The organism is Kribbella sp. NPDC049584 (assembly GCF_040675555.1).
Lineage (GTDB): Bacteria > Actinomycetota > Actinomycetes > Propionibacteriales > Kribbellaceae > Kribbella.
Window position 1 is genome coordinate 233,270 of sequence record NZ_JBFAPF010000013.1, and the last position, 23,426, is coordinate 256,695.

24 protein-coding genes and 1 riboswitch are annotated in these 23,426 nt (G+C 68.0%); of the genes, 10 read left to right on the plus strand and 14 right to left on the minus strand.

Annotated elements, in window-relative coordinates:
- Nucleotides 1–35: 35 nt before the first annotated feature.
- The 4 genes from AB0J62_RS35325 to AB0J62_RS35340 form a co-directional block, all read right to left on the minus strand.
- On the minus strand, nucleotides 36–374 hold the full coding sequence (locus tag AB0J62_RS35325) for a hypothetical protein (RefSeq protein WP_363880900.1): 339 nt from the start codon (nucleotides 372–374) through the stop codon (nucleotides 36–38).
- A 12-nt stretch (nucleotides 375–386) separates the two neighbouring features.
- Nucleotides 387–1,463, minus strand: a complete 1,077-nt coding sequence (locus tag AB0J62_RS35330) for a serine hydrolase domain-containing protein (protein WP_363880903.1) — start codon at nucleotides 1,461–1,463, stop codon at nucleotides 387–389.
- A 78-nt stretch (nucleotides 1,464–1,541) separates the two neighbouring features.
- Nucleotides 1,542–2,159: a tyrosine-protein phosphatase gene (locus AB0J62_RS35335; protein ID WP_363880906.1), complete on the minus strand. Its 618-nt coding sequence runs from the start codon at nucleotides 2,157–2,159 to the stop codon at nucleotides 1,542–1,544.
- A 40-nt stretch (nucleotides 2,160–2,199) separates the two neighbouring features.
- A complete protein-coding gene (locus AB0J62_RS35340; protein ID WP_363880909.1) occupies nucleotides 2,200–3,624 on the minus strand; it encodes an MFS transporter in 1,425 nt (474 codons plus the stop codon).
- A 92-nt stretch (nucleotides 3,625–3,716) separates the two neighbouring features.
- Between AB0J62_RS35340 and AB0J62_RS35345 the strand changes: the two genes are divergently transcribed.
- Nucleotides 3,717–4,379 (plus strand): TetR/AcrR family transcriptional regulator C-terminal domain-containing protein, encoded by a 663-nt coding sequence (locus tag AB0J62_RS35345; RefSeq protein WP_363880912.1) that lies wholly within the window; start codon nucleotides 3,717–3,719, stop codon nucleotides 4,377–4,379.
- A 95-nt stretch (nucleotides 4,380–4,474) separates the two neighbouring features.
- Nucleotides 4,475–4,660 carry a YegP family protein gene (locus AB0J62_RS35350; RefSeq protein WP_363880915.1) on the plus strand — a complete coding sequence of 62 codons (186 nt, stop codon included), beginning with the start codon at nucleotides 4,475–4,477 and terminating at the stop codon, nucleotides 4,658–4,660.
- Nucleotides 4,661–4,746: 86 nt separating this feature from the next.
- Here AB0J62_RS35350 and AB0J62_RS35355 read toward each other — a convergent pair whose 3' ends face one another.
- On the minus strand, nucleotides 4,747–5,109 hold the full coding sequence (locus AB0J62_RS35355) for a YciI family protein (RefSeq protein ID WP_363880918.1): 363 nt from the start codon (nucleotides 5,107–5,109) through the stop codon (nucleotides 4,747–4,749).
- A 100-nt stretch (nucleotides 5,110–5,209) separates the two neighbouring features.
- Between AB0J62_RS35355 and AB0J62_RS35360 the strand changes: the two genes are divergently transcribed.
- From AB0J62_RS35360 to AB0J62_RS35370, 3 genes are all read left to right on the plus strand, one after another.
- Nucleotides 5,210–6,163 (plus strand): pyridoxal-phosphate dependent enzyme, encoded by a 954-nt coding sequence (locus AB0J62_RS35360; RefSeq protein ID WP_363880920.1) that lies wholly within the window; start codon nucleotides 5,210–5,212, stop codon nucleotides 6,161–6,163.
- A gap of 275 nt (nucleotides 6,164–6,438) precedes the next feature.
- Nucleotides 6,439–6,630, plus strand: a riboswitch (cyclic di-AMP (ydaO/yuaA leader).
- A complete protein-coding gene (locus AB0J62_RS35365; RefSeq protein WP_363880923.1) occupies nucleotides 6,630–7,478 on the plus strand; it encodes an NlpC/P60 family protein in 849 nt (282 codons plus the stop codon). It overlaps the preceding riboswitch by 1 nt.
- A 193-nt stretch (nucleotides 7,479–7,671) precedes the next feature.
- The gene (locus tag AB0J62_RS35370) at nucleotides 7,672–7,908 is read left to right on the plus strand and encodes a hypothetical protein (protein ID WP_363880926.1); all 237 of its coding nucleotides are present in this window, start codon (nucleotides 7,672–7,674) and stop codon (nucleotides 7,906–7,908) included.
- On the opposite strand, the gene AB0J62_RS35375 is transcribed toward AB0J62_RS35370, so the two are convergent.
- Together AB0J62_RS35375 and AB0J62_RS35380 are read right to left on the minus strand one after the other, a co-directional pair.
- The gene (locus tag AB0J62_RS35375) at nucleotides 7,905–8,561 is read right to left on the minus strand and encodes a response regulator transcription factor (protein ID WP_363880929.1); all 657 of its coding nucleotides are present in this window, start codon (nucleotides 8,559–8,561) and stop codon (nucleotides 7,905–7,907) included. The genes AB0J62_RS35370 and AB0J62_RS35375 overlap by 4 nt on opposite strands.
- Nucleotides 8,558–9,766, minus strand: a complete 1,209-nt coding sequence (locus AB0J62_RS35380) for a histidine kinase (protein ID WP_363880932.1) — start codon at nucleotides 9,764–9,766, stop codon at nucleotides 8,558–8,560. Before AB0J62_RS35380 ends, AB0J62_RS35375 begins: the two co-directional genes overlap by 4 nt.
- A gap of 143 nt (nucleotides 9,767–9,909) precedes the next feature.
- Here AB0J62_RS35380 and AB0J62_RS35385 point away from each other — a divergent pair, with 143 nt between their 5' ends.
- The 3 genes from AB0J62_RS35385 (at nucleotide 9,910) to AB0J62_RS35395 (ending at nucleotide 12,023) form a co-directional block, all read left to right on the plus strand.
- Nucleotides 9,910–10,800 (plus strand): ABC transporter ATP-binding protein, encoded by an 891-nt coding sequence (locus tag AB0J62_RS35385; RefSeq protein WP_134105887.1) that lies wholly within the window; start codon nucleotides 9,910–9,912, stop codon nucleotides 10,798–10,800.
- A gap of 33 nt (nucleotides 10,801–10,833) precedes the next feature.
- A complete protein-coding gene (locus AB0J62_RS35390) occupies nucleotides 10,834–11,643 on the plus strand; it encodes an ABC transporter permease (protein WP_363880937.1) in 810 nt (269 codons plus the stop codon).
- Between the two features lie 194 nt (nucleotides 11,644–11,837).
- On the plus strand, nucleotides 11,838–12,023 hold the full coding sequence (locus AB0J62_RS35395; RefSeq protein ID WP_130387089.1) for a DUF3073 domain-containing protein: 186 nt from the start codon (nucleotides 11,838–11,840) through the stop codon (nucleotides 12,021–12,023).
- Nucleotides 12,024–12,195: 172 nt separating this feature from the next.
- On the opposite strand, the gene purM is transcribed toward AB0J62_RS35395, so the two are convergent.
- Nucleotides 12,196–13,269 (minus strand): phosphoribosylformylglycinamidine cyclo-ligase, encoded by a 1,074-nt coding sequence (gene purM, locus AB0J62_RS35400; protein ID WP_363880940.1) that lies wholly within the window; start codon nucleotides 13,267–13,269, stop codon nucleotides 12,196–12,198.
- 82 nt (nucleotides 13,270–13,351) lie between these two features.
- Entirely contained in the window at nucleotides 13,352–14,914 is a 1,563-nt protein-coding gene (purF, locus tag AB0J62_RS35405; RefSeq protein ID WP_363880943.1) for an amidophosphoribosyltransferase, read from the minus strand.
- 421 nt (nucleotides 14,915–15,335) lie between these two features.
- Here purF and AB0J62_RS35410 point away from each other — a divergent pair, with 421 nt between their 5' ends.
- A complete protein-coding gene (locus AB0J62_RS35410; RefSeq protein WP_363880946.1) occupies nucleotides 15,336–16,190 on the plus strand; it encodes a LuxR C-terminal-related transcriptional regulator in 855 nt (284 codons plus the stop codon).
- Nucleotides 16,191–16,657: 467 nt separating this feature from the next.
- Here AB0J62_RS35410 and AB0J62_RS35415 read toward each other — a convergent pair whose 3' ends face one another.
- Genes AB0J62_RS35415 through AB0J62_RS35430 form a run of 4 tightly spaced genes read right to left on the minus strand, consistent with a single transcriptional unit; the run spans nucleotide 16,658 to nucleotide 20,829 of the window.
- Complete coding sequence (locus tag AB0J62_RS35415) at nucleotides 16,658–18,028, minus strand: NAD(P)(+) transhydrogenase (Re/Si-specific) subunit beta (RefSeq protein ID WP_363880949.1); 1,371 nt, start codon at nucleotides 18,026–18,028, stop codon at nucleotides 16,658–16,660.
- Nucleotides 18,025–18,330, minus strand: coding sequence for an NAD(P) transhydrogenase subunit alpha (locus AB0J62_RS35420; protein ID WP_363880952.1), 306 nt, complete (start codon nucleotides 18,328–18,330; stop codon nucleotides 18,025–18,027). Before AB0J62_RS35420 ends, AB0J62_RS35415 begins: the two co-directional genes overlap by 4 nt.
- Nucleotides 18,330–19,451: an NAD(P) transhydrogenase subunit alpha gene (locus tag AB0J62_RS35425; RefSeq protein WP_134105894.1), complete on the minus strand. Its 1,122-nt coding sequence runs from the start codon at nucleotides 19,449–19,451 to the stop codon at nucleotides 18,330–18,332. The genes AB0J62_RS35420 and AB0J62_RS35425 overlap by 1 nt, the downstream gene beginning before the upstream one ends.
- 43 nt (nucleotides 19,452–19,494) lie before the next feature.
- Nucleotides 19,495–20,829: a dipeptidase gene (locus tag AB0J62_RS35430; RefSeq protein ID WP_363880956.1), complete on the minus strand. Its 1,335-nt coding sequence runs from the start codon at nucleotides 20,827–20,829 to the stop codon at nucleotides 19,495–19,497.
- A 117-nt stretch (nucleotides 20,830–20,946) separates the two neighbouring features.
- On the opposite strand from AB0J62_RS35430, the gene AB0J62_RS35435 reads away from it, so the two are divergent.
- Nucleotides 20,947–21,894 carry a hypothetical protein gene (locus AB0J62_RS35435; RefSeq protein WP_363880959.1) on the plus strand — a complete coding sequence of 316 codons (948 nt, stop codon included), beginning with the start codon at nucleotides 20,947–20,949 and terminating at the stop codon, nucleotides 21,892–21,894.
- Here the strand turns inward: AB0J62_RS35435 and AB0J62_RS35440 are convergent.
- Nucleotides 21,891–23,318 carry a serine/threonine-protein kinase gene (locus AB0J62_RS35440; protein ID WP_363880962.1) on the minus strand — a complete coding sequence of 476 codons (1,428 nt, stop codon included), beginning with the start codon at nucleotides 23,316–23,318 and terminating at the stop codon, nucleotides 21,891–21,893. The genes AB0J62_RS35435 and AB0J62_RS35440 overlap by 4 nt on opposite strands.
- Nucleotides 23,319–23,426: the final 108 nt, after the last annotated feature.

Here is a 23,426-nt window from a genome sequence, read left to right on the forward strand (position 1 = left end):
TTTCGCCGAGCGGCCAAACCGATTGCCGGACAATCTCACATTCCCAGGGCATCTCCCGGGAAGCTCCGGGTGGGGTGGATCCGGTAGGTGAACACACCTGCTCGCACCCCAGGATCGTCGTCCATGATCCGTCGTACGTCGTCCGCCGTACCCGGGAAGATGCCGACACCGCAGAGCGTCGAGTCGTCCCGGATCGGCAGGACGATGTTCAGCAGACCGTCCGCGCGCAGCTCGAAGTTGCGTCGGCCGTGCTCCCAGATGATCGCGTCGGCCCCTTCGGTGCCGTACTGCGGACCTTCCTCGAGGAGCACGACCGTGTACTCCCGGGTCGTGCTCATCGCTGCGCGCATCTGCTCGTCCGTGAATCGGGTCATGCGGTCAACGTGTCACGAGCAGAACGCCTTGTCGAGGAACGTGTTGACGGTGTCGTCCGGGTTGGTCGGCAGGTGCGGCGTGACGGCAACGGTTGCCTGCCGGCGCGTGTCGGCCGTGGAGAACGAGTAGGCCTGGTAGGCGAGGGCATCGCCGTCGTTGCCGTAGACACGGATATGGCAGGCGGTGTCGTGCCACGACAGACCGAGGCCGTACGCATTGGTCTCGGTGCCTGGCGTCTTCATTGCCTGGAGCAGCCGCGCCGGGAGCAGCTGCCCACCGAGCAGGGCAGAGAAGAAGCGGTTGAGGTCGTGAGTCGTCGAGATGATGTCGCCGCCGGCGCCGAAGAGGGTCGGGCTCATCTCGGTCCAGTCGAGCTGCCCGCCGTCCTTGGGTACGTATCCGTGCGGATGCGGACCCGGGATGCGCGTCGACGTCCGCGGCATGGTCGTACCGTGCAGTCCGAGCGGGCGGATGATGCGGCGCTCGATCTCGTCGGAGTACGTCCGGCCGGTGACCTTCTTGATGATCTCGCCGACGAGCAGGTAGTTGGTGTTGGAATAGTCGTACTGCGTACCCGGCTCGTCGAATACCGGCGGATGCGCCAGCGCCCGCTCGATCTGCTCGCTCGCCGTCCAGGTCCGGTACTGCAGCGCGTAGAACTCCTCGTTCGGCGGCATCGGCAGCGTGTTCTTGTAGTCGTACAAACCGCTGGTGTGGTTGAGCAATTGGCGCACGGTGATGTTCTCGCCGTTCGGCACGACGCCCGGCAACCAACGCTCCACCGAGTCATCGAGCCGGATCCGTCCTTCGGCAACCAGTTGCAGTACGACGGTGGCGACGAATGTCTTCGTGATGCTCCCGGCCCGGAATCGCCCGTCCACCGGAACCTTCCGGGAGGTCCCCAACTCCGCGACCCCGCTACTGCCACGCCAAACCTGCGCCCCGTTCCGCACCTCGGCCAGCGCCCCGATCGCCGCCACCCCATCAAGGCTCTTCTGCAATTCACCACCTCTGGAAGGCGAAGCCGCGGCCGGCACCACCGCCGTCATCGCAGCCGTCACCAACGCAACCATTCCCCGAACCAGCATCCCGATCTCCTCTTGTCCGTCCGAGCCTCCAACCCTCCCTTCGACGGACAACACAAACATCGGGGATCGCCCGGGGATTCACCCCGTCAGTCGACCGCTCAACCCATCCAATTGCTCAGTGGTTGCCCCGGAATTCAGCAGATAGGCAGCCGTCCCGCCGTACTGCGTCCGCACGTGATCGAGCACCCGCACGATCGTCTCGCGGGACGCCCCGGAAGCTTCGTAGTCAGCGGCAACCAATTCACGGGGCACCCCGACCAGAGCAAGCGTCAACGCAACGACGACCCCGGTCCGGTCCTTACCTGCATGACAACTCACCACCACACATCCAGGCGGCGCATCCGCGATCGCCACGATGGCCGCCGCGACCCGCTCGGCGTAGTCGTCGAGGAGAATCCGGTACTGCTCGAACAACCCGAGCTCCGATATGTCCGGGTCGCCTGGGTCCCAGAGCGGTACATTCACCAGCCGCGGATCGTCGACATACGGAGATCGGAACGTCTCGCACTCCCAGGCACTGCGGAGATCCACGAACCGGCTGATCCGAGCAGCGTGTACGGCGGCGAGGCCGGCGGGGGTGAGCTGGTCGAGATTGTCGCTGCGGATCAGGCGGCCCGTCCGGATCTCACCACCCGTCGCCGGTAGTCCGCCGAGATCCCTTGTATTGCGGCAGTCCGGCCAGGCTAGGGGTTGCATGGCAACCACCGTAGTCGGGCCGGACGTTGCTGCGGGCAACTTATGCGGCGGCTGTGGCCTCGGTGAGTTGTTCTGAGGTGGGCTGGAGTTGGGGCGTTGCCATGGTCAGGAGGACGTTGGCGACGGCGAAGGCGGCGGCTGCCAGCAGGCCGCGTTCGTAGCCTGACTGCAGGGCCTGCAGCTGAGTCGCGCCGTGAGTGAGCTCGCTGGTCGTGTGGCTGATGGACAGGGTGGTGACGATCGCCAGACCCAGCGCACCACCGACCTGGTACATCGCGTTGACCACACCGGACGCCGCACCGGCCTCAGCGGGCCGGACCTCCGACACCGCGTTGATCTGACCAGGTACGCCGACGCCGATGATGCCGAAGCCGAAGATGATCAGACCGGGCAGGAGCTGCGAGCTGTAACTGCCGGACGCGTCAGCCTGCGAGAGAAGGAGCAGGCCGATGACGCTCAGGACCGCACCGGCCATCTGGACGGTCCGCGTGCCGAGTCGCTGGACCAACTGCGACGCCAAGACCGCACCGACGATCGCCGCGCCGCCCATCGGCAGGAAGTGAACGCCGGCCTCGAGCGCACTGTCGCCACGCACCTGCTGCAGGTAGATGGCAGTCAAGAAGAACATGGACAGGAACCCAGCGCCGTTCAGCGCCAGTGTCGCACCGGACACGCTCAGCGCCCGCGACCGGAACAGCCGCAGCGGCACCAGCGGAGCAGCCGACCTCGACTCCACCACCACGAACGCGACCAGCAGCAGCACCCCGGCGGTCAGTACGCCGACAACCTCGAACGATCCCCACCCGGACGGCTCAGACCGCACCACGCCGTACACGACCGACATCAAACCAGCCGTGCCGAGCACCGCGCCGAGGGTGTCGAACGTACGTCGACCCGTCGAGTGCCGCAGGTCCGGGACGAAGACCGGGATGAGGGCGATCAGTGCGATCACGATCGGCACGTTCACGAAGAAGACCCACTGCCAACTGAGGGAGTCCACGAGTACGCCGCCCGCAACCACGCCGAGCGTGCCGCCGAGACCGGCGAGACCGCCCCAGACGCCCATCGCGATGTTGCGCTCGCGTCCGTGCGCGAAGGTCATCGTCAGGATGGCCAGCGCCGCGGGTGACAGCAACGCTCCGCCGAGGCCCTGGATCGCCCGGGCGCCGATGAGGAACTCCGGCGAGTTGGAGAGGCCGGCGACGAGGCTGGTCGCGCCGAAGAGCACCAGACCCGCAGTGAACACCCGGCGCGGACCGAGCAGGTCGGCCATCCGCCCGCCGAGGAGCAGGAAGCCTCCGAAGAGCAGTGTGTACGCGTTGATGACCCACTGCAGGGAATCGGCGGAGAAGTGCAGATCCGCCTGGATGTGGGGCAACGCGACGTTCACGATCGTCACGTCGAGCACCACGATGAACTGCGCTAGAGCCAGCACCGCCAGGGTGGCCCAAGGACTGCGTCGCATTGCCGTACCTCGCTCAGTTGAGAGTCTACGCTGTATGTATACGCCGTAAGCTTACGGAGTAGACACTAGGTCTACGGTGTAGACTTGTCAACGTGATTACCAAGGAGACCTCCCGCCGCCTCGATCCGGAGAAGGTCGTCGACAGCGCGCTGGCCATCGCCGACGACGAAGGACCGGCCGCGGTCTCGTTCCGGAAGCTGGCCGCGCAGCACGACGTCACGCCGATGGCGCTGTACCGGCACTTCAAGGACAAGGACGACCTGCTGGCCGCGATCGGCGACCGCATCCTGGCCGACGTCGTTCTCCCGGCGCCGAACGACGAGCGGTGGGACGAGCAGCTCCACACCCTGCTGACCGCGTTCGTGACCGCGCTCCGCGGACACCCGCGCCTTGCAGACCTGACGCTGCCGCGGATCCTGATCACCGAGCCCGGCCTGGCGCTGTCCGAGCGCGCACTGGAACTGCTCGTCCAGGGCGGATTCACCGTCGACGACGCGGCCGAGGTCGGCCGGCAGGCGATCTGCTCACTGATCTCACTGGTGACCACGGACCCGATCGCCCGCGAGGTCAGCGACCCCGAGGCTCGCGAGGCCTCCCTGCGGCGCAAGCGCGCATCCTTGGGCGCGCTGTCCCCCGAGCGCTACCCGCTGATCACCTCCGCCGCCGGCGCACTGATCTGCCCGGAGTCGAGGGACCGGTACTACGAGATCGGCCTCGACCTGGTCGTCGCAGGCATCCGCGGCATCCGCGAGTAGGCAGACGCTCTCGTAGGCGTGTACGCACCCCACCATCGGCCGGAGGGGACTACGCTCCGAAACGGAGTGATCACATTTTCTATGGAGGTACACCGATGGCGGGGAAGTTCGAGCTGTACGAGGACAAGTCCGGCGAGTTCCGGTTTCGCCTGAAGGCCGGCAACGGCGAGGTGATCGCGACCAGCAGCGAGAGCTACAAGACCAAGGCCTCCGCGCTGAACGGGATCGACTCGATCAAGCGGAACGCCGCCGACGCGAACATCGACGACCAGACCAGCTGAAACCTCAACAAAACAAGGGGGTTCTCCACAGTCCGTGGAGAACCCCCTTCGTTGCGGAGCGGTCAGAGAGCGGTCAGAGCGAGCGGTCAGAGACCGTCCGCGAACTCGACCCCGCGGACCTCGACACCGAGGCCCTCGATCGCCGCGTCCGGGATCATCGCGGCCAGCTCCAGCGCGCGCTCCCGGGACGCCACGTCCACCAGGTAGTAGCCGCCGAGGAACTCCTTCGACTCCACGAACGGCCCGTCGGTCACCGCCGGCAGACCGCCCCGGACCGTCACGACCGCGGACTGGGCCGGCTGCTGCAGCGCGACCGTGCTGTGGAACTCGCCCGACGCCTTGATCGTGTCCATGAACTTCTGGTGCCCGGAACCGATCGCCTCCTGCTCGGCTTCGGGCAGCGCGGCGATCACGTCGGGGTTGATGTTCAGAACCAGTAGGTACTTCACGGTTTCTCCTTCACCCGCGGCCCCCGGAGTGGGTGCCTCTCGTCCATCAGTACGGAGCGGGTCGGCGCACTTTGACATCGCCCGCGGATAACGTCGGATCGTGCTGAGTCTCACAGATGTCCGGGCCGCCGCTGAGCGCCTGAAGGGTGTCGCCCACCGTACGCCGGTCCTCACGTCGCGGACGCTCGACGACCGGGTCGGGGCTGAGGTGTTCCTGAAGGCCGAGAACCTCCAGCGGATCGGTGCCTTCAAGTTCCGGGGCGCGTACAACGCGATCAGCCGGCTCACGGCGGAACAGCTCGACGCGGGCGTCGCGGCGTACTCCTCCGGCAATCATGCGCAGGCCGTCGCGCTGGCGGCGCAACTCGCCGGGACGACCGCGGTGATCCTGATGCCGGAGGACGCGCCGCCGACGAAGGTCGCGGCCACCCGCGGGTACGGCGCCGAGGTGGTCACGTACGACCGCTACACGCAAGATCGGGCCGCCCTCGCGCAGGAGCTGGCGACCGAACGCGGGCGCACGCTGATCCCGCCGTACGACAACTACGACGTGATGGCCGGGCAAGGGACCGTCGCGCTCGAGTTGCTCGAAGAGGTCGGGCACCTCGGCGCCCTGCTTGTCCCGGTCGGCGGCGGCGGGCTGATGGCCGGTTGTGCGACCGCGGCGACGCTCATCTGCCCCGGGATCCGGATGATCGGGGTCGAGCCGGCGGCGGGCGACGACCACGCCCGCTCACTGGCCGCGGGCGAGCGGGTGGAGATCGCCGTACCGCGAACGATCGCGGACGGGCAGGCGATCTCGACGCCCGGCGAACTGACGTTCGCGGTGAACCGGCGGCTGGTGGAGTCGTTCGAGCTGGTCAGCGACGAGGAGATCGTGGCCGCGATGGCGTTCGCGTTCGAGCGGTTGAAGATCGTGCTGGAGCCGAGCGGGGCGAGCGCACTGGCCGCAGTGCTGGCCGGACGGATCCACGGGATGCCGGAGCGCGTCGGAGTGGTCCTGTCGGGCGGCAACGTGGGCCTGGAACGGTTCCCCGAGCTCCTCGGAAAATAGCTGAATTCGCAAGGATTTTAGGGTGCCCTGACCACCCTCTGTGCTCGTTGTCACAGATAGCCACCACCAATTGTGACCGAGCTCACACCGAATCCCTCATTTCCCGCCTGAGCCCCGCTCAGACGCGCTCAGGACCCCTGGTGTTCACCCAGGCTCGCTGATCCGTCAGATGCCCTCTCAGGAGCTTTTGAGAGGGTCTTTGTGGATCTGAGGGTTTGCGTCGTGATCGTTCTGTTATACAGTCGTCGGCGGTTCGGTAAACAACACGAACCGCACGTGGGTCAACGCCGAGCCCTGCCAGGGCCCATGTGCTCCCCTCGAACACCATGGCAGGGGTGGGGGACCCAGGAAGTTGGGTCTCGACCGTGAGTGGTCGAAACCCTGGGGTGAAGTCCGCGGGAGCGGACCGGGCTATGAATCCCAGCCCGAACCCGACAGCTAACTTCACAGGCGTCGGGAGACCACCATGCCCGTCACTGCCCGACGGACGTCGCTTTCGCGCGCCGTCACCCAGCTTGCCAGTACCGACCGGCCGACCGGCCGGACCCTGGCGAAGCACCGTAAGACCAGCAAGCCCAGCGCCGCACCTCGCGCCGCAGCCGCCGTTCTGTCGGTCGGCCTCGCTGTCGGCGGTGGAGCCGCCCTCAGCATCACCGCCAGCCCGGCGACCGCCTCGGCGACCACCATGACCGCTGCCCAGCAGCGCGGCCACATGAGCATCCCGAGCCGGCCGTTGCTCCGGCTGGGTGACTCCGGTCCGACCGTGAAGTACGTCCAGAGGGCCTTGCACCTCGGTCCGGACGGCTACTTCGGCAGCAGCACCGTCCGCGTTCTGAAGAAGTTCCAGACGTCGTGGGGCCTGAAGGCCACCGGCTACACGGACAAGAAGACCTGGGGTCGGCTGACCTGGGCCGCGAAGCACAAGGTGCTGTACGGCAACCACGCCGCCGCGAGTGGCACCACCACCTTCCGGGCCAAGGTGCTCCGGGAGGCCGCGAAGCTCAAGGGCACGCCGTACCGCTACGGCGGCACGACCACCCGCGGCTTCGACTGCTCCGGCTACACCGGGTACGTGTACAAGAAGGCCGGTCACAAGCTGCCGCGTACGTCGCGCCAGCAGTACAGCGCGACCAAGCACATCAGCCGCAAGGCCGCCAAGCCGGGTGACCTCGTGTTCTTCCGCAGCGGTGGCGGCGGTGTGTACCACGTCGGCATCTACGCCGGCGGGAACATGCTGTGGCACGCCTCGAAGCCGGGTCGCCCGGTCGCCAAGGCGAAGATCTGGACCAGCAGCGTGGCCTTCGGCCGCATCTGAGTCCTGACCGGTCGGCACCCCTCCCCCCATCGGGTGCCGCTGGTCGTCAGCGTCCTATCCCCCCAGGCGCGCTGACCATGAAACCGGCCGGGCCGTCGACCCCCCACCCCTCCGACGGCCGGGCCGGTTTCCTTTGTGCACGCCTGCCGTTCACCCGACTTCCCTACGCTGCCCGCGAGGCAACGGAGGGTCGATGCGGCGACTGATGGTCCTGCTGTGGGTCGTCACAGTTTCGACGGGTTTCTACGGCACGGTCCGGGGCGTGTCCGAGAAGGCCGAGGAGACCGGGAAGTCCTTCTGGCGGGTCTTCTTCTCCGGTCAGGAGAACTTCGTCTGGCACGCTGCGCCGGGGTGGTACTACCCGGTCTGGATCGCGCTGACGCTCGTCACGGTGGCCCTCACCGCCTGGTACTTCTTCTCGCGCGACTAGTTGTCGAGCAGACCGGCTTCGTACGCCAGAATCGCTACCTGCACGCGGTTCGTGGCATCGAGTTTCACCAGGGCTCGGGAGACGTGCGCCTTCACGGTGGCCTCGCTCATGAAGAGCTTCCGGCCGATGTCGGCGTTCTGCAGGCCGCGGCCGACCTCGACCAGCACCTCGCGCTCGCGGTCGGTGAGCTTGCTGATCCGCTCTCGCGCCACCCGCCGCCGGTCCGTCCGAGGGTCGCCGGCGAAGTGCCCGATCAGACGCCGCGTCACCGCGGGCGACAACATCGCGTCCCCTGCCGCGACGACCTTGATCGCCTGCACCAGCTCGCGCGGCGGCGTGTCCTTGAGCAGGAACCCACTGGCCCCGGCCTGCAGAGCGCGGAACACGTAGTCGTCCAGGTCGAAGGTCGTGAGTACGACGATCTTCGGCGGATCCGGCAGCGCCTGAACCTCCCGGGTCGCGGCCAGCCCGTCCAGCCGCGGCATCCGGATGTCCATCAGTACGACGTCCGGCCGATGCTCCTTCACCATCGCGGCGGCGTCCGCGCCGTCCTCGGCCTCGGCGACCACTTCGAGCTCGTCGTCCGACTCGAGGATCATCTTCAGCCCGGCCCGGACCAGTGCCTCGTCGTCCACGATCAGCAGCCGCGTCATCGTTCCCCTTCGTCGCGATTCGACGCCGTGTCCACGAACACCGGCTCGGCATCTTGTTTGCGGTCATCCCACGGCAGCCAGGCCTCGACCCGCCAGCCGCCCTCGACCGTCGGTCCGGTGGTCAGCCGGCCACCGACCAGCTGCACCCGCTCGCGCAGCCCGACCAGGCCCGCACCGGCGCCAGGGAGCAGTGAATCAGCAGCCACCGGCCGCACGTTCGTCACCCTCACCGTCACGCCCTCGCCCAGAGCGCCGTGGACCCACACTTCGGTCGCTGCACCGCGCGCGTGCTTGTGCACGTTGGTCAGCGACTCCTGCACCAGCCGATAGACGGTCCGCCCGAGCGAATCCGGTACGTCGGCCGGCAGCGCAACGTCGTACCCGACGGTCACGCCGGCTTCGCGGGAGGCCTCGATGAGCCGCTCGAGATCCGCGGCGTGCGGCACGGGCGACAGGTCCGCACCGGCCACGCTGACGTCGGACCGGAGTACGCCGAGGACTTCGCGGAGGTCCTCCATGGCCTGCCGGGCGGTCTCGCGGATGAGCTTGGCCGAGCCTTCGACCTTGTCCGCGCCGACGGCCGGGTTCACCTCGAGACCGCCTGCGTGCAAGGCGATCAGCGAGACCTTGTGCGCGAGTACGTCGTGCATCTCCTGCGCGATCCGGGATCGCTCGCCGAGCCGGGCCTGCTCGCTGCGCAGCTCGCGCTCGGCCTCGGCACGCTCGGCCCGGTCCCGCAGCGATGCCATCAGGTCGCGGCGCGCACCGACGTACGCGCCGACCGCGATCCAGCTTCCGACCAGGAACGGCCCGGTGAAGATCGAAACCCAGATCGATCCCTTGCCACCCCAGGTGTTCAGTACGTAGGCGGCGTACGACGCGAGACCGAGGATCGCCAGGGCCAGGTCGCGGCGACGGATGGAAAGGGTCAGCAGGGCGAGACCCATCGGAACGAAGATCCCGCCGGTCAGCATCGCGACAACGGCGATCGCGGTGACCGTGACAGGGAACCGCCGGCGCCAGAGCAGCGCCACCGAGGCGACGATGCCGGCGCCGAGGACGTACCAGTCCTTGGGGCTCCAACCGCCTCCGCCGGACGCGGCCTGCGCGACGATCGTGAGCAGACTGAAGGCGACGTACAGGAAGTCGCGCACGCGCGGGGCATGCCTGACCCACCAGGCGTACCACCGGCGCAACCGTCGCATTCCGTCACTGTAGTTCGACGGCCGATGCGATCACGTCCCCCTTCCGGGTGGGTTCCGGGGGTATCCCGGACGACTTTCGTAGGGGGTCGCCGCAGCCCCTCGTCCGATGTGCGAGGGGGGTCGCCGACGGTTGACTCGATGTCATGATCACCGTCGAGAACCTGACCAAGCGCTACGGCAGCACCACGGCTGTCCAGGACGTGTCGTTCACCGTGCAGCCCGGCAGCATCACCGGCTTCCTGGGCCCGAACGGCGCCGGCAAGTCGACCACGCTGCGGATGCTCACCGGCCTGACGCCGCCGAGCTCCGGCACCGCCACCATCACCGGCAAGCGGTACGCCGACCTGCCGAACCCGGGCCGGGTCGTCGGAGTCATGCTGGATGCCGCGGCGCAGCACCCGGGCCGGACCGGCCGCGAGACGCTGCTCCTGAACGCCAGCCTGCTCGGCGTGCCGAAGACCCGCGCCGACGAGATGCTCGAGGCGGTCGGACTCAGCCACGCCGCGAAGCGCCGCGTCGGTCAGTACTCGCTCGGCATGCGGCAGCGGCTCGGGATCGCGGCCGCGCTGCTCGGCGACCCCGCCGTACTGATCCTCGACGAGCCCGCCAACGGGATGGACCCGGAGGGCATCCGGTGGATGCGCGGGCTGCTGCAGGACTTCGCCGCCCGCGGCGGCACCGTGATCCTGTCCAGCCACTTGCTCGGTGAGGTGCAGGCGACCGTCGACCGCCTGGTCGTCATCGGCGGCGGCCGGATCGTCGCCAACGGCTCGCTGGACGAACTGCTCGCCGGGACCGGCACTCTCGTCCGCGGCCTCGACCCGATCCGCCTGAACGAGGCCCTGACCGCGGCCGGCCTGAGCCTCGAGCCGCTCGCCGACGGCTCGCTGCGCGTCGATGCCACCGCCGAGCAGGTCGGGCGCGCCGCCGCCGCTGCCGGTCAGATCCTGATCGAACTCCGCCAGAGCGACGGCGCCGGCCTGGAGGACCTGTTCTTCCAGTTGACCGCAGCGCCGACCGCCGCGGCCGCCTGATCACACCCACTTCTTCTTCTGGAGCTCATCGCTATGACCACCGTGACCGAAGACATCCCGACCACTGCGCCGGCCAAGCACCGGGCCGAGGTAGCGACCACGCTGCCGCCCGCCCGCGGCCAGTCGTTCCTGAAACTGGTCGCCATCGAACTCCGCAAATCCGTCAACACCCGCAGTGGCCGGGTCCTGATCGCCGCGATCCTGCTGATCGCGGTGGCCGCCCTGACCTGGCAGATCACCCACCTGCCGCAGGGCGCAGCCGGCTTCGACGGCTTCCTCGGCGCCGCGTCCACCGGCGTCATGTTGTTGCTGCCGGTGATCGGCGTGATGGCGATGACGTCGGAGTGGACGCAGCGGACCGCGCTGACCACGTTCACGCTGTCGCCGCGCCGGGTCCGGGTGCAGCTGGCCAAGTTCGTCTCTGCCGTCGTACTGAGCGTGGTCGTGATGACCGGGGTCGTCGCGCTGGCTCTCGCCAGCACCGCGCTCGCCGGTGGCATCACCGACCACGCTGCGTCGTACGCCGGCCTGGGCGGGCAACTGGCCGGCGCCTATCTGACTGTGGCGCTGAATGTCGTGATGGGTGCCGCTTTCGGTGCGGTCATCCCGCAGACCGCGGTCGCGATCCTGGCCTTCTTCATCGCGCCGACGGCGTGGTCGCTGGCCGGGCCGGCACTGTTCAAGGACAACGCGAATTACCTGGACGTGTTCGGCGCGTTCGGCCGGATCGCGGAGCGGGATCTGCACGGGATGGTGCCCGAGACGCTGACCGCGGTCGGGGTCTGGATCGTCCTTCCGACGATCGTCGGACTGTGGGCTAGCTCACGTCGCGAAGTGAAGTAGCGGGGGCCGGACGCGGTGAGGTGGGCCGGTTTGAGGGGATCGGCCCGCCCGCCGATGCTGTGATCGGACCTCTGGGCGGGGGCGGTGCGTGTGTCGATCCCGCGCTCCGGGTATCCTTGAACCACGATTACTGACGACTGATCCGTGGGCGCCACGCAGCGTACCCGGTTGACTTGTGCGAGGGGGTCGACGCTATGGGGCGCGGCCGTGCAAAGGCCAAGCAGACGAAGGTCGCACGCGACCTGAAGTACCGCACCTGGGACACCGACTTGGACCAGCTCAAGCGTGAGCTGTCCGGTGACCAGGGTGGCGACCGTTCTGCGAACGGCGAGAACGACGGCGACGGAGACGACGCCGACGACTACCACCCCCGTCGGTAAGCATCAGCCCGGCTGAGCTGCTCAGGCGCCCTTCGGGGTGACTGAGCAGTTCACCGTGCGTCCGACGAGAACCACCACACCAGCACCACCTGGGAGCGGCTCTGGAACGAGCTGCCCGAGGCGTCGGACAGCTCGTTCCAGAGCCGCTCCCAGGTGGTGCTGGATGCGTGCCTTACTTGGCGTAGGCGCCTTCGAGGGTGACGGTGCCGCCTGGCGTCGCAGTGACCTCGCCGCATACCCAGGCGGGGATGTCGCGGGCGGCCAGCGCCTGGATCGCGCCATCGGCCGCCGACGGGTCGAGCACTGCGACCATGCCGGCGCCCATGTTCAGCGTCTTCTCCAGCTCCGGCAGCGCCACATCGCCGAGCAGGCCGACGAGCCCGAAGATCGGCGCCGGCGTCCACGTCGACCGGTCGATCCGGACCGACAGCTCGGCCGGGATCACGCGCGCCAGGTTCGCGGCGAAGCCACCGCCGGTGATGTGCGACATCGCGTGCAGCGGCCGCCCGTCCCCGTCGTTCAGCTCCTGGATCAGCTCCAGGCAGTGCTTGGCGTACACGCGGGTCGGCGTCAGCAGTACCTCGCCCAGCGTCGTACCGAGCTCGGGCACCTCGCGGTCCAGCGTCCACTTCGCACGGTCGAAGAACACGTGCCGCACCAGGCTGTACCCGTTCGAGTGCAGTCCCGACGACGCCATCGCCAGTACGACGTCCCCTGCGCGCACCCGCTCCGCGCCGAGCACCTCGTCCGCCTCGACCACGCCGGTCGCGGCGCCGGCCACGTCGTACTCGTCTGCCTTCAGCAGACCCGGGTGTTCCGCGGTCTCGCCGCCGACCAGCGCCGTACCGGCCTCGACACACGCCTCCGCGATGCCCTTCACGATCTGCGCGATCGTCTCCGGGACCACCTTGCCGGTGCAGATGTAGTCGGTCATGAACAGCGGCTCCGCGCCGCACACGACCAGGTCGTCGACGACCATCCCGACCAGGTCGAACCCGATCGTGTCGTGCTTGTCCAGCTTCTGCGCGATCGCGACCTTGGTCCCGATCCCGTCCGTCGAGGTCGCCAGCAACGGCCGGCGGTACGACGTCAGCGCGGTCGCGTCGAACAGGCCGGCGAACCCGCCCAGCCCGCCGACCACCTCGGGGCGGGTCGCCTTCGCCACCCACTCCTTCATCAGCTCGACGGCGCGGTCACCGGCCTCGATGTCGACCCCGGCGGACGCATAGCTCGCGCCTTCGCTCACGTTCTTCTCCTCGGTACGGCGGTACTCCGGGCGCCCGGCGTACCGCCGTCTTCCCGGGGACTGGATTACGGGCTGGTCAGCATCACGGACGGCTGAGGGCGTCGGCGGCACCGCCACCGCCGGAGACCGTGGCCAGGCCGTCGGCGTCGGTGGCAACCGGCAGCTCGAGCAGGTGCTTGCCGAGCTGCTCCGGGTCAGGCAGGGCGACCGGGTACACACCGTCGAAGCAGGCGCGGCAGAGCTTGTCCATCGGGACCGTGGTCGCCTCGACCAGGTTGTCGAGGCTGATGTAGCCGAGCGAGTCGGCGCCGAGCGAACGGCAGATCTCCTCGGTGTTCAGCCCGTTGGCGATCAGCTCGGCCCGGCTGGCGAAGTCGATGCCGTAGAAGCACGGCCATTTCACCGGCGGCGCGGTGATGCGGACGTGGATCTCCTTGGCGCCGGCCTCGCGGAGCATCCGGATGACCGCGCGCTGGGTGTTGCCGCGGACGATCGTGTCGTCGACGACGACCAGGCGCTTGCCCTCGATCACCTCGCGCAACGGGTTCAGCTTGAGGCGGATGCCGAGCTGGCGGATCGTCTGGCTCGGCTGGATGAACGTGCGGCCGACGTACGCGTTCTTGACCAGGCCGGAGCCGTACGGGATGCCGGACTCCTCGGCGTACCCGATCGCGCCCGGCGTGCCGGACTCGGGGGTCGCGATGACGAGGTCGGCCTCGGCCGGGTGCTCCTTGGCCAGCTTGCGGCCGATCTCGACGCGGGTCGAGTAGATCCGCTGGCCGGAGATCTGGGTGTCCGGGCGGGCCAGGTACACGAACTCGAACAGACAGCCCTTGGGGTCCGGCTGGGCGAACTTGGTCGAGCGGAGACCGTCGGCGTCGATCGCGACGATCTCACCCGGCTCGACCTCGCGGATGAACGAGGCGCCGACGATGTCGAGGGCCGCGGTCTCGCTGGCGACCACCCAGCCGCGCTCGAGCCGTCCGAGAACGAGCGGGCGGATGCCTTGCGGGTCGCGGGCGGCGTACAGCGTGTTCTCGTCCATGAAGATCAGGCTGAACGCGCCCTTGACCTTCGGCAGGATCTTCGCGGCGGCCTCTTCGATCGTCAGGTCCGGGTATCCGGCCAGCATCGAGGTGAGGATGTCGGTGTCGGACGACGCACCGTGCTTGGCGTTCGCCTTCGCGTGGTCGACGTCGGCGTCGAGACCGAGATCCAGGTCGCCCTCGCCGTTGAGGCTGGCGGCCAGCTCGCTGGTGTTGGTCAGGTTGCCGTTGTGCCCGAGCGCGATCGAGCCGGTCGCCGTGGACCGGAACGTCGGCTGCGCGTTGGCCCACACGCTGGAGCCAGTCGTCGAGTACCGGCAGTGGCCGATCGCGATATGCCCCCGCAGCGAGGCCAACGTCGCCTCGTCGAAGGCCTGGCTGACCAGCCCCATGTCCTTGTAGACCAGAATCTGCGACCCGTTACTGACCGCGATCCCCGCCGACTCCTGCCCCCGGTGCTGCAAGGCATAGAGTCCGAAGTAGGTGAGCTTGGCAACCTCTTCACCAGGCGCCCAAACCCCGAACACCCCACAAGCATCCTGCGGACCCAGATCCTGCGGGTCGAGTTCATGAGTAAGCCGACCATCGCCACGAGCCACAGGAGCAGTCTACGGGACGCCGGACAGTGGCCCGCGTCACACGGCCTCAGATCGGCTCAGCACCGCATGCGGTCACCAGCAGGTGAGGATGCCGCACGCGGGCTCAGCGCCGGCCGCGGCCACCGCGGGCACTGAAGCACCAACGGCCAACACCAGACTCAGGCCAACTACGGCCAGCAGCTTCTTGATCACAGCGCGTCCCTTCAGAAATAATCCGGAACCTCTTTTGAGTGCTCTTTGTCGACGCTCTCTGTATATGGTCGGTTCCGACAAGTTTCTGGAGGAGGAGATCGTGTTAGAGCCGCTGGGGGTGGACGAAGCCACCTTTGCGGTCTATCACGCCCTTCTCAGCCACCCAGACAGTACGCCCGACCAGATTGCCGCGCTAGCAGACTTGTCCCCTGAGGTTGTCCTGGAACTGATGGACAGACTGCGGAAACTCGAACTGCTGGTGCCGACCTGGACGAATCCCGGCGGAGAGCACGCGGTCCACCCGCGAGTAGGACTCACCGGCTTGGCCGAGAGACGTCGCAGTGAGCTCAACCGGCAACTCAGCGAGCTACGCGAAGCCGAGGCGTCAGCCGAGGTCGTGGCAGAGCAGTACAACGAGCTCCTGACCGCCCGCAGCAGCGGTGACGTCGAGATCCTCAAGGGTCGGTCGAACGCCTCGCGTCGGATCGAGGAGCTGGCACTGAAGGCGCGCGACACCTTCTGGGGACTCGTCCCGAGCCACATCGACGACTCGATCCGCTCGATCGACGATTCACCGGACCTGCCGCTCATCGAGCGCGGAATCAAGCTGCGTACCGTCTACCTGCAGAGCATGACGGCGTCGAAGCAGGCGATGGAGTACGCCGCTGCGGTCCACCGACTCGGATGCGAAGTCAGGGCGACCCCGACGCTCCCGATGCGACTCCTGATTCTCGACCAGGAGATCGCAATCATGCCGATGGACCCGGACAATCCGACTGCGGGCGCGGTCATTCATCGCAGCCCGGCCGTGGTGTCGGTAGCGCTCGCACTCTTCGACTCCTACTGGTCGAAGGCAACCGAACTGTTCGACCCCGACGACCGCGATGACGACGCTCCGCTGACCCCGCACGAGGCCGAAGTACTGCGGCTGCTGGCCGGCGGGGCCAAGGACGAGCAGGTTGCGCGTCTTCTCGGCATCTCTCTCCGCACCGCCCGTCGCATCACCGCCAACCTCTCCGAACGCCTCGACGCCGCCAGCCGCTTCGAACTCGGCGTAGCAGCCGCCAAGCGCGGCTGGGTCTGAGTGCCCCGACCGGCCGTTCCTTGAGAGCGGTATTGATGTGCGTTACCTCGTAGCTGAATCCCAGCCGAAGAATTGCGCACCCAGGGATGGTTATTCCTATTAGCTTCAGCAATATGACGCAATGGTTCGTACTGCTCCGTCGACACCGATGAATTCAGTCGGCGCGGTCGTTCATCACGGCCGGGCGGTCGTTAATCTGGCACAGGAATTGTTTCTGAAGTATTGGGCGGCTGCAGACGACGCATTCATCCGCTCGGCGCCACGCGAACGCGACGGGATCCCAAGCTGATTGACTGAGCAGGTGGGGGCTTCGGGGCGGTTGACCGGGGGTGACCAGGGGGTGCTGGGCTGCTTACCGGACTGGACCTGAGTGGGGGCATTTCGGGCAGGAAGGTGTCAGGTGGTTGCGCGAAAAGGGCGCGGTGTGGTTTAGTACGCGGCTTTTCGGATGACAGCGTTTTCCGGGGTCAGACGGTCTTGAGGGCGCCCAGGAGTTTTGTGAGGGAGTCGCGGGCGTCGCCGAACAACAGGGTTGTTCGGGGGTCGTAGAGGAGTTCGTTCTCGATGCCGGCGAAGCCGGGGCGCATCGAGCGTTTGAGGAAGATGACGCGTTGGGCCTCGTCGGCGTTCAGGATCGGCATGCCGTAGATGGGGGCCGACGGGGTGTTGCGGGCCGCCGGGTTGACCACGTCGTTGGCGCCGACGACCAGGACCACGTCCGTGGTCTTGAAGTCGCCGTTGATGTCGTCCATCTCGCGGAGCTGCTCGTACGGGACCTGGGCCTCGGCGAGCAGGACGTTCATGTGGCCGGGCATGCGGCCGGCGACCGGGTGGATCGCGTAGTCGACCTTCACGCCGCGCGACTGCAGCTCCTCGACCAGATCACGCAGGACGTGCTGCGCCTGGGCGACCGCGAGACCGTACCCGGGCACGATGATGACCTTGTTCGCGTACCCGAGCAGGATCGCCACGTCCTCCGGGCCGCCCGAGATCACCGGTCGATCGGACGCCGTACCTGCACCGAGCGTCGACCCACCCCGGATCGCGCCGAAGAGGATGTTGAACACGGACCGCCCCATCGCGTCCGCCATCAGCTTGGTCAGCAACGTACCGGCGGCGCCGACCAGCGTGCCCGCGATCAGCAGCAGCGTGTTGCCCAGCACGTAACCGCCCGCGGCCACCGTCAGACCGGTGAATGCGTTCAGCAACGAGATGACGATCGGTACGTCGGCACCACCCACCGGCAGCACCAGCATCACACCGATCGCGAGCCCCACCAGACAGAGCAGTACGCCGACCCACACGCGCGGGTCCGACACCAGCCAGACACCCAGCGCCAGCCCGCCGAGGATCGAGGCGACGAACAGCACCGGCAGACCGGGGAACGTCACCGGCCGCGTCGTCATCAGCTCCTGCAGCTTGGTGAACGTCACCACCGATCCGGAGAAGCTCACCGCTCCGACGAGGATCGTGAACGCCGAAGCGATCGCCGCCACCGTCGCATCGGACGAGACCTCGTCGAGCTCGAGCAGGGCGACCAGCGCGGCCGCGCCGCCGCCGACACCGTTGAACAAGGCAACAAGCTGCGGCATCTGGGTCATCTGCACCCGCCGCGAACCGATCACACCGCCGATGGTGCCGATCACCAGCGCGATCAGGATCGGCGCGAGGTGGTCCGGCTTGTACGCCGCGAACGTGATGAGGACCGCGAGCACCGCGCCGGCGGCACCGATCAGGTTGCCGGTCCGGGCGCTGCGCGGCGACGACAGTGCCTTCAGCGCGACGATGAAGCAGACCGCGGAGACCAGATAGCCGATCTGGGCCCAGGTGGGGATCACTTGTGCAGCTCCTTCTTACGAGCCGCCGGACCTTTGAACATCTCCAGCATCCGGTCGGTGACCACGAACCCGCCGACCATGTTCACGGTCGCGAGGACGACGGCCAGCAGCCCGACGATCACCACGATGGCGGAGTCGGCCGAGCCGGTGACGATGATGGCGCCGACCAGGATGACACCGTGGATGGCGTTCGCCCCGGACATCAGCGGGGTGTGCAACGTCGAGGAGACCTTGCTGATCACCTCGACCCCGACGAACGCCGCGAGGACGAAGATCGTCAGCAGCGCAATGGACTCGGTCATCAAGCCTGGCCTTTCAGGAGCTCGCGGGTGGGCTCGTGGAGCACGCTGCCGTCGTGGGTGACGCAGCAGCCGCGGACGATCTCGTCGTCGAAGTCGGGGTCGAAGGCGGCGTTGCGGGTCATCAGCCGGATCAGGTTCGCGATGTTCTGACCGTAGAGCCGCGATGCCGGACCGGCCATCTGCGACGGCACGTTCGCGCCGCCCCAGACGAGCGCCTGGCCGATGGTCAGCTCGGTCCCGGCGACGGATCCTTCGACGTTGCCGCCCTGCTCCGACGCCAGATCGACGACGACCGATCCGGGCTTCATCTGCTCGACCATCGATCGCGTGACCAGCAGCGGCGCAGTACGACCGGGCACGGCGGCTGTGGTGATGAGTGCGTCCGCTGCGGCGATGTACGGCGTGAGCAGTTCTCGCTGGAGCTGTGCGCGTTCGGGTGTCATCTCGCGGGCGTATCCCCCGGGTCCGTCGAGGGTGCCCAGTTCGAGCTCGATCGGTACGGCGCCCATCGACGCGATCTCCTCGGCGGCCGCGGTACGCACGTCGTACGCCTTCACCACCGCGCCGAGGCGTTTGGCGGTCGCGATCGCCTGCAGACCGGCGACGCCGGCTCCGAGTACGACGACCTGCGCCGGCGGGACTGTGCCGGCCGCGGTCATGTTCAGCGGGAAGAACCGCGGGAGCCGTTCGGCGGCGACGATCGCGGCCCGGTACCCGGCGACGAGCGCCTGGGAGGACAGCGCGTCCATCGACTGGGCCCGGGAGATCCGCGGGATCAGCTCCATCGCGAACGCGGTCAGCTTGGCGCGAGTCGCGGTCCGGACCACGTCCGGCGGGTTGGTCGGCAGGAACGACATCAGCGCCGTACCGGCGTGCAACCGCTGCAGGCGCTCGCGTTCCAGCGGCTGGACCGATGCCACGATCGTGGCCGCGTGGTCGGCGCCCCAGGCCACTTCGGCGCCGGCATCGCGGTACTGGTCGTCGGAGAACAGCGCGCGCTCACCGGCGGCCGGCTCGACCGCGACCGTGTAGCCGAGCTCGATCAGTTTCGCGACTTGTTCCGGCACCAGCGCGACCCGGCGCTCCGCCGGTCTCGTCTCCCGTACGACTGCGATCTTCACTCGCCGAAACCTATGCCAAACACTGGGTCGCCGGAAAGCCCGCTCACGCCTGGTTGGCCAGGTTCTGAAGCAAGAGGGCTTCTGCGAGGCACACCTTCGAGAACTCGGCGAGGTGCAGGCCCTCGTCGATTCCGTGGGCGCGGGTGTCGGGATCCTCGACACCGGTGACGAGGATCGTTGCCTGTGGGAACGTCTGCTGGAACTCCGCGATGAACGGGATCGAGCCGCCCATCCCCATGTCCACAGGCTCCACGCCCCAAGCTTCCTGGAACGCCGAACGGGCCGCTTCGTAGCCGGCGCCGCGCGCGTTCACACTGCACGGCTGGCCGTTCTGGCCCTCGGTCACGGTCACCTGCGCACCCCAGGGCGCGTGGTTCTCCAAGTGTTCACGCAATGCTGCGCTGGCCTTGATCGCGTCGTCGCCGGGCGCGACCCGCAGGCTCACCTTGGCCCGGGCGACCGGCACCAGCGTGTTGCTGGCCTCCGCAACGGACGGCGCGTCGATACCGACGACTGCAACGGCCGGGCGCGTCCACAGCCGGTCCACGAGCGAACCCGAACCGGTCAGCCGGACGGAATCGAGCACCGAGGACTCGGCCCGCAGCCGGTCCTCCGGGTAGACCACATCCGCCGCGCGGGACGCGTGCAGCCCATCGACCGCGACATCGCCCTTGTCGTCGTGCAGGGTGGCAAGCAGCCGGCACAGCGCCGACAGCGCGTCCGGGATCGGCCCACCGAAAAGACCGGAGTGTACGGCGTGATCGAGCGTCCGCACCTCGACGTACGCCTCGACCAGGCCGCGCAGCGAGACGGTCAGGGCCGGCGTACCGACCTCCCAGTTGCCGGAGTCCGCGATCACGATCGCGTCCGCGGCGAGATCCTCGGAGTACTCGTCGAGCAGTTGCAGCAGGGTCGGCGAGCCGATCTCCTCCTCGCCCTCGACGAACACCGTCACGCCCACCGGCAGATCGTTGCCGAAGGCCCGTACGGCGGCGAGGTGCGCGGCGATCCCGGCCTTGTCGTCGGCGGCGCCGCGGCCGTACAGCCGGTCCTCGCGCTCGGTCGGCTCGAACGGGTCCGAGGTCCATTGCTCGACCGGTCCGGTCGGCTGGACGTCGTGGTGCGCGTACAGCAGCACGGTCGGCTTGCCGGCCGGGGCCGGCTTCTTCGCGATCACCGCGGGCGCGCCGTCGCCGGCGCGCACGATCTTCACCGTGAAGCCCTCGGCCTCGAACAACGCGGCGGTCGCCTCGGCGGACCGCTGGACGTCGGCCGCACGGGCCGGTTCGTAGCTGACCGACGGGATCCGGATGAGGTCCTCGAGGTCGGCACGGACGCTGGGCAGAACGCGGTCGATCGCCGCGGACAGATCGGTCATGCGACAACCGTACGGCGTCCGTTCGCCGATCTGCCGCCCGGTGAGCCCTCGCTTGTTACTCACTGCCGATTTACTCTGAGTTTCTCGTAGGTTTCCGCCCAACCTCCAGAGGTCACCATGCGCATTTTCGCCCTCCCGACCGCCCTCCTCACCACCGCCGCCGCCCTCACCGCAGCCCTCACCTCAGCCCTGCCGGCGCACGCCGCGATCAGTTGCGACACCGCTACTACCGGCGGCGCCACGTTCTACGACGGGCCGTCCGCGTCGAAGAAGTACGACGCCCGGTTCAGCAACAGTGCGAGCATCCCGAACCTCAGCACGTACACCCCGCAAGGTGCGGGCACTTGGTACAACTGGGACGGCTCCGGCAAGGATCTGCTCCTCGTCGCGGCGTACCGCGAAGGCGCCGACTCCGAGATCTACGGCATCGACCCGTCCACTGGCTCGACGGTCGGCGTGGTCGCGATCGCAGAGTCGCACGTCGGTGGGATCACCGTGAGCAAGGGCTGGGCCTTCGTGGCCGGTCAGGGCAGCAGCATCCGCAAGTACCGGCTGACCGAGCTACGCGACGCCCTGAAGGCCGCGGGTACGCCGTACCTCGCACAGGTCGGCACTGCGCGCGATGTCGCCGGCTCGTCCTTCATCGGGAGCTACGGCGACTCGCTGTTCGCCGGGACGTTCAACGACACCGGCCGCGGGACCATGTACGAGTACAAGATCGCCGACGACGGCACGCTGACCACTCAGTCCGGTGCGTGGGAGATCCCGACCAAGACACAGGGCCTGACCGTCACCGCGAACCACTTCATCTACAGCACGTCGTACGGGCGTGGGAACCGCAGCAACATCTATGTGGTGAAGCGTGGCCAGAAGGACCTGGACGCGGCCGCGCTGAGCTGCTTCCGCGCGCCGAGCATGACCGAGGGCATCACGGAGTACAACGGGACGGCGTACCTGGTCTACGAGTCCGGCTCGTACCTGTACGCGTCCGACCCGGCCACGCTGAATGTCATCCCCCGCCTGCACAAGGCATCCATCTCGTCGCTGACGTCGCTGGTGCCTTAAGGCTTGTACGCCGCTGAGTCGAGCACGTCGGTCCGGGTCTTCTCGTCCGATGCTCGCACCTGGATCCGGAGCAGCGTGCTCGCGTTGACCTGTCGGTACTGCTCGACGATGCCCGGGTTGGATCCGCAGCTGAGCTGGAATGTGACTGCCGCCTGACCGCCGATGGTCTTCTGGTCTCCGGAGCTCGCGGTGCAGCCGTCAGGCGCCGTGACGCTCGTCGGCAGCGACGTCGCGTTCACCACGCCGACGAAGACGCCCTCGACGCTGGAGTTGGTCTGCCACGTGGACGTATTGGTGCTGACCAGGAGCGACTGCTGTCCGTCAACTGCCTTCTGCTTCCACGAGCGTGGGACCTCTACCGACAGCGGTTTGTCGTCCACCTTGATCGGGCGGGTCAGGACGTACTCGTAGCCGCCGTACCCACCACCTGCCGCAAGAACCAGCGCCGCGAGCGTGGTGATCACTGCAGCACGCCTGCGGCGCTTGGGCTTCACCGGAACGGTTGGCTCGTTCGAGCTGGCCAGTGCGGTCGCCTGGTCGACAGGAGCGGCCGGCGGTGCAGGTGCAGGCATCTCCGCGGCCGGAACCAACCCAGCCGGGACCTTGCCCGTGGTGTGAGCTTCTCGCAGCGCATTGAGGAAGCTGTCGAGGTCAGGCCAGCGCTGATCGCGGTCCGGCTCGAGAGCACGCCGTACGACGACATCGATCGCGTCCGGTACGTCCTCGCGAAGCGTGGTCATCGACGGCGGCGGTGCGTCGATCTGCATCACCGCACCCAGGCTGGCAACGCCATGCGGCGCCTGGCCAGTGAAGGCGGCGTACGCGACGGCGCCTAGTGAGTACAGGTCTGCCCGGTGGTCCAGCCGGTCGCCCATCACCTGCTCCGGGGCGACGTACGCCGGAGTGCCGCCGGGCATCGTGATCCGCGACACCTCGGCCAGCGACTTGCCCAGTCCGAGGTCGGACAGCATCGCACGATCGCCTGCGGCGGAGTCGGTGCGGAAGAGTACGTTGGCCGGCTTCACGTCCCGGTGCAGTACGCCGCGGGCGTGCAGGTGCTTCAGGCCGCGCCCGACCTGCGTGATGATCCGGACCGCCTCGCCGAATTCGAGCGGCCCGGCCTTGATCCGCTCGGCGAGCGTGCCGCCGTCGGCGTACGTCAGCACCATGAACGGGCGGCCGTCGTCGGCCTCACCGATGTCGTGGACGCCGACGACGTACAGCGAGTCGACCTTGCGCAGGAAGCGGCCCTCGGCCAGGAAGCGACGGCGGACGTCCTCGTCCTCGACCCAGTTCTCGGACAGGATCTTGACCGCGACCTCGGCGTCCAGCTGCTCGTCCCGCGCCAGCCAGACGGTCGCGAAACCTCCGGCACCCACCCGGCGGACCAGGGAGTACCGGCCGATCCGGGGTGGCTGGTCCATGGCGCAATTATGCTCGATCCGTCCTGCGACTCGTTCGCTGGAGTGAACAAAGCGGTGTTTCGTGACGTCAGATCCCCCGACAGCGGGCCCCTGGGTCCCGCCCGGCCG

Excerpts from the sequence above, each read along its gene's own strand:
- AB0J62_RS35325 (WP_363880900.1), bottom strand. The coding sequence starts at position 374 with ATGACCCGATTCACGGACGAGCAGATGCGCGCAGCGATGAGCACGACC.
- AB0J62_RS35330 (WP_363880903.1), bottom strand. The coding sequence starts at position 1,463 with ATGCTGGTTCGGGGAATGGTTGCGTTGGTGACGGCTGCGATGACGGCG.
- AB0J62_RS35335 (WP_363880906.1), bottom strand. The coding sequence starts at position 2,159 with ATGCAACCCCTAGCCTGGCCGGACTGCCGCAATACAAGGGATCTCGGC.
- AB0J62_RS35340 (WP_363880909.1), bottom strand. The coding sequence starts at position 3,624 with ATGCGACGCAGTCCTTGGGCCACCCTGGCGGTGCTGGCTCTAGCGCAG.
- AB0J62_RS35350 (WP_363880915.1), top strand. The coding sequence starts at position 4,475 with ATGGCGGGGAAGTTCGAGCTGTACGAGGACAAGTCCGGCGAGTTCCGG.
- AB0J62_RS35365 (WP_363880923.1), top strand. The coding sequence starts at position 6,630 with ATGCCCGTCACTGCCCGACGGACGTCGCTTTCGCGCGCCGTCACCCAG.
- AB0J62_RS35370 (WP_363880926.1), top strand. The coding sequence starts at position 7,672 with ATGCGGCGACTGATGGTCCTGCTGTGGGTCGTCACAGTTTCGACGGGT.
- AB0J62_RS35375 (WP_363880929.1), bottom strand. The coding sequence starts at position 8,561 with ATGACGCGGCTGCTGATCGTGGACGACGAGGCACTGGTCCGGGCCGGG.
- AB0J62_RS35380 (WP_363880932.1), bottom strand. The coding sequence starts at position 9,766 with ATGCGACGGTTGCGCCGGTGGTACGCCTGGTGGGTCAGGCATGCCCCG.
- AB0J62_RS35385 (WP_134105887.1), top strand. The coding sequence starts at position 9,910 with ATGATCACCGTCGAGAACCTGACCAAGCGCTACGGCAGCACCACGGCT.
- AB0J62_RS35390 (WP_363880937.1), top strand. The coding sequence starts at position 10,834 with ATGACCACCGTGACCGAAGACATCCCGACCACTGCGCCGGCCAAGCAC.
- AB0J62_RS35395 (WP_130387089.1), top strand. The coding sequence starts at position 11,838 with ATGGGGCGCGGCCGTGCAAAGGCCAAGCAGACGAAGGTCGCACGCGAC.
- AB0J62_RS35410 (WP_363880946.1), top strand. The coding sequence starts at position 15,336 with ATGGACAGACTGCGGAAACTCGAACTGCTGGTGCCGACCTGGACGAAT.
- AB0J62_RS35420 (WP_363880952.1), bottom strand. The coding sequence starts at position 18,330 with ATGACCGAGTCCATTGCGCTGCTGACGATCTTCGTCCTCGCGGCGTTC.
- AB0J62_RS35430 (WP_363880956.1), bottom strand. The coding sequence starts at position 20,829 with ATGACCGATCTGTCCGCGGCGATCGACCGCGTTCTGCCCAGCGTCCGT.
- AB0J62_RS35435 (WP_363880959.1), top strand. The coding sequence starts at position 20,947 with ATGCGCATTTTCGCCCTCCCGACCGCCCTCCTCACCACCGCCGCCGCC.
- AB0J62_RS35440 (WP_363880962.1), bottom strand. The coding sequence starts at position 23,318 with ATGGACCAGCCACCCCGGATCGGCCGGTACTCCCTGGTCCGCCGGGTG.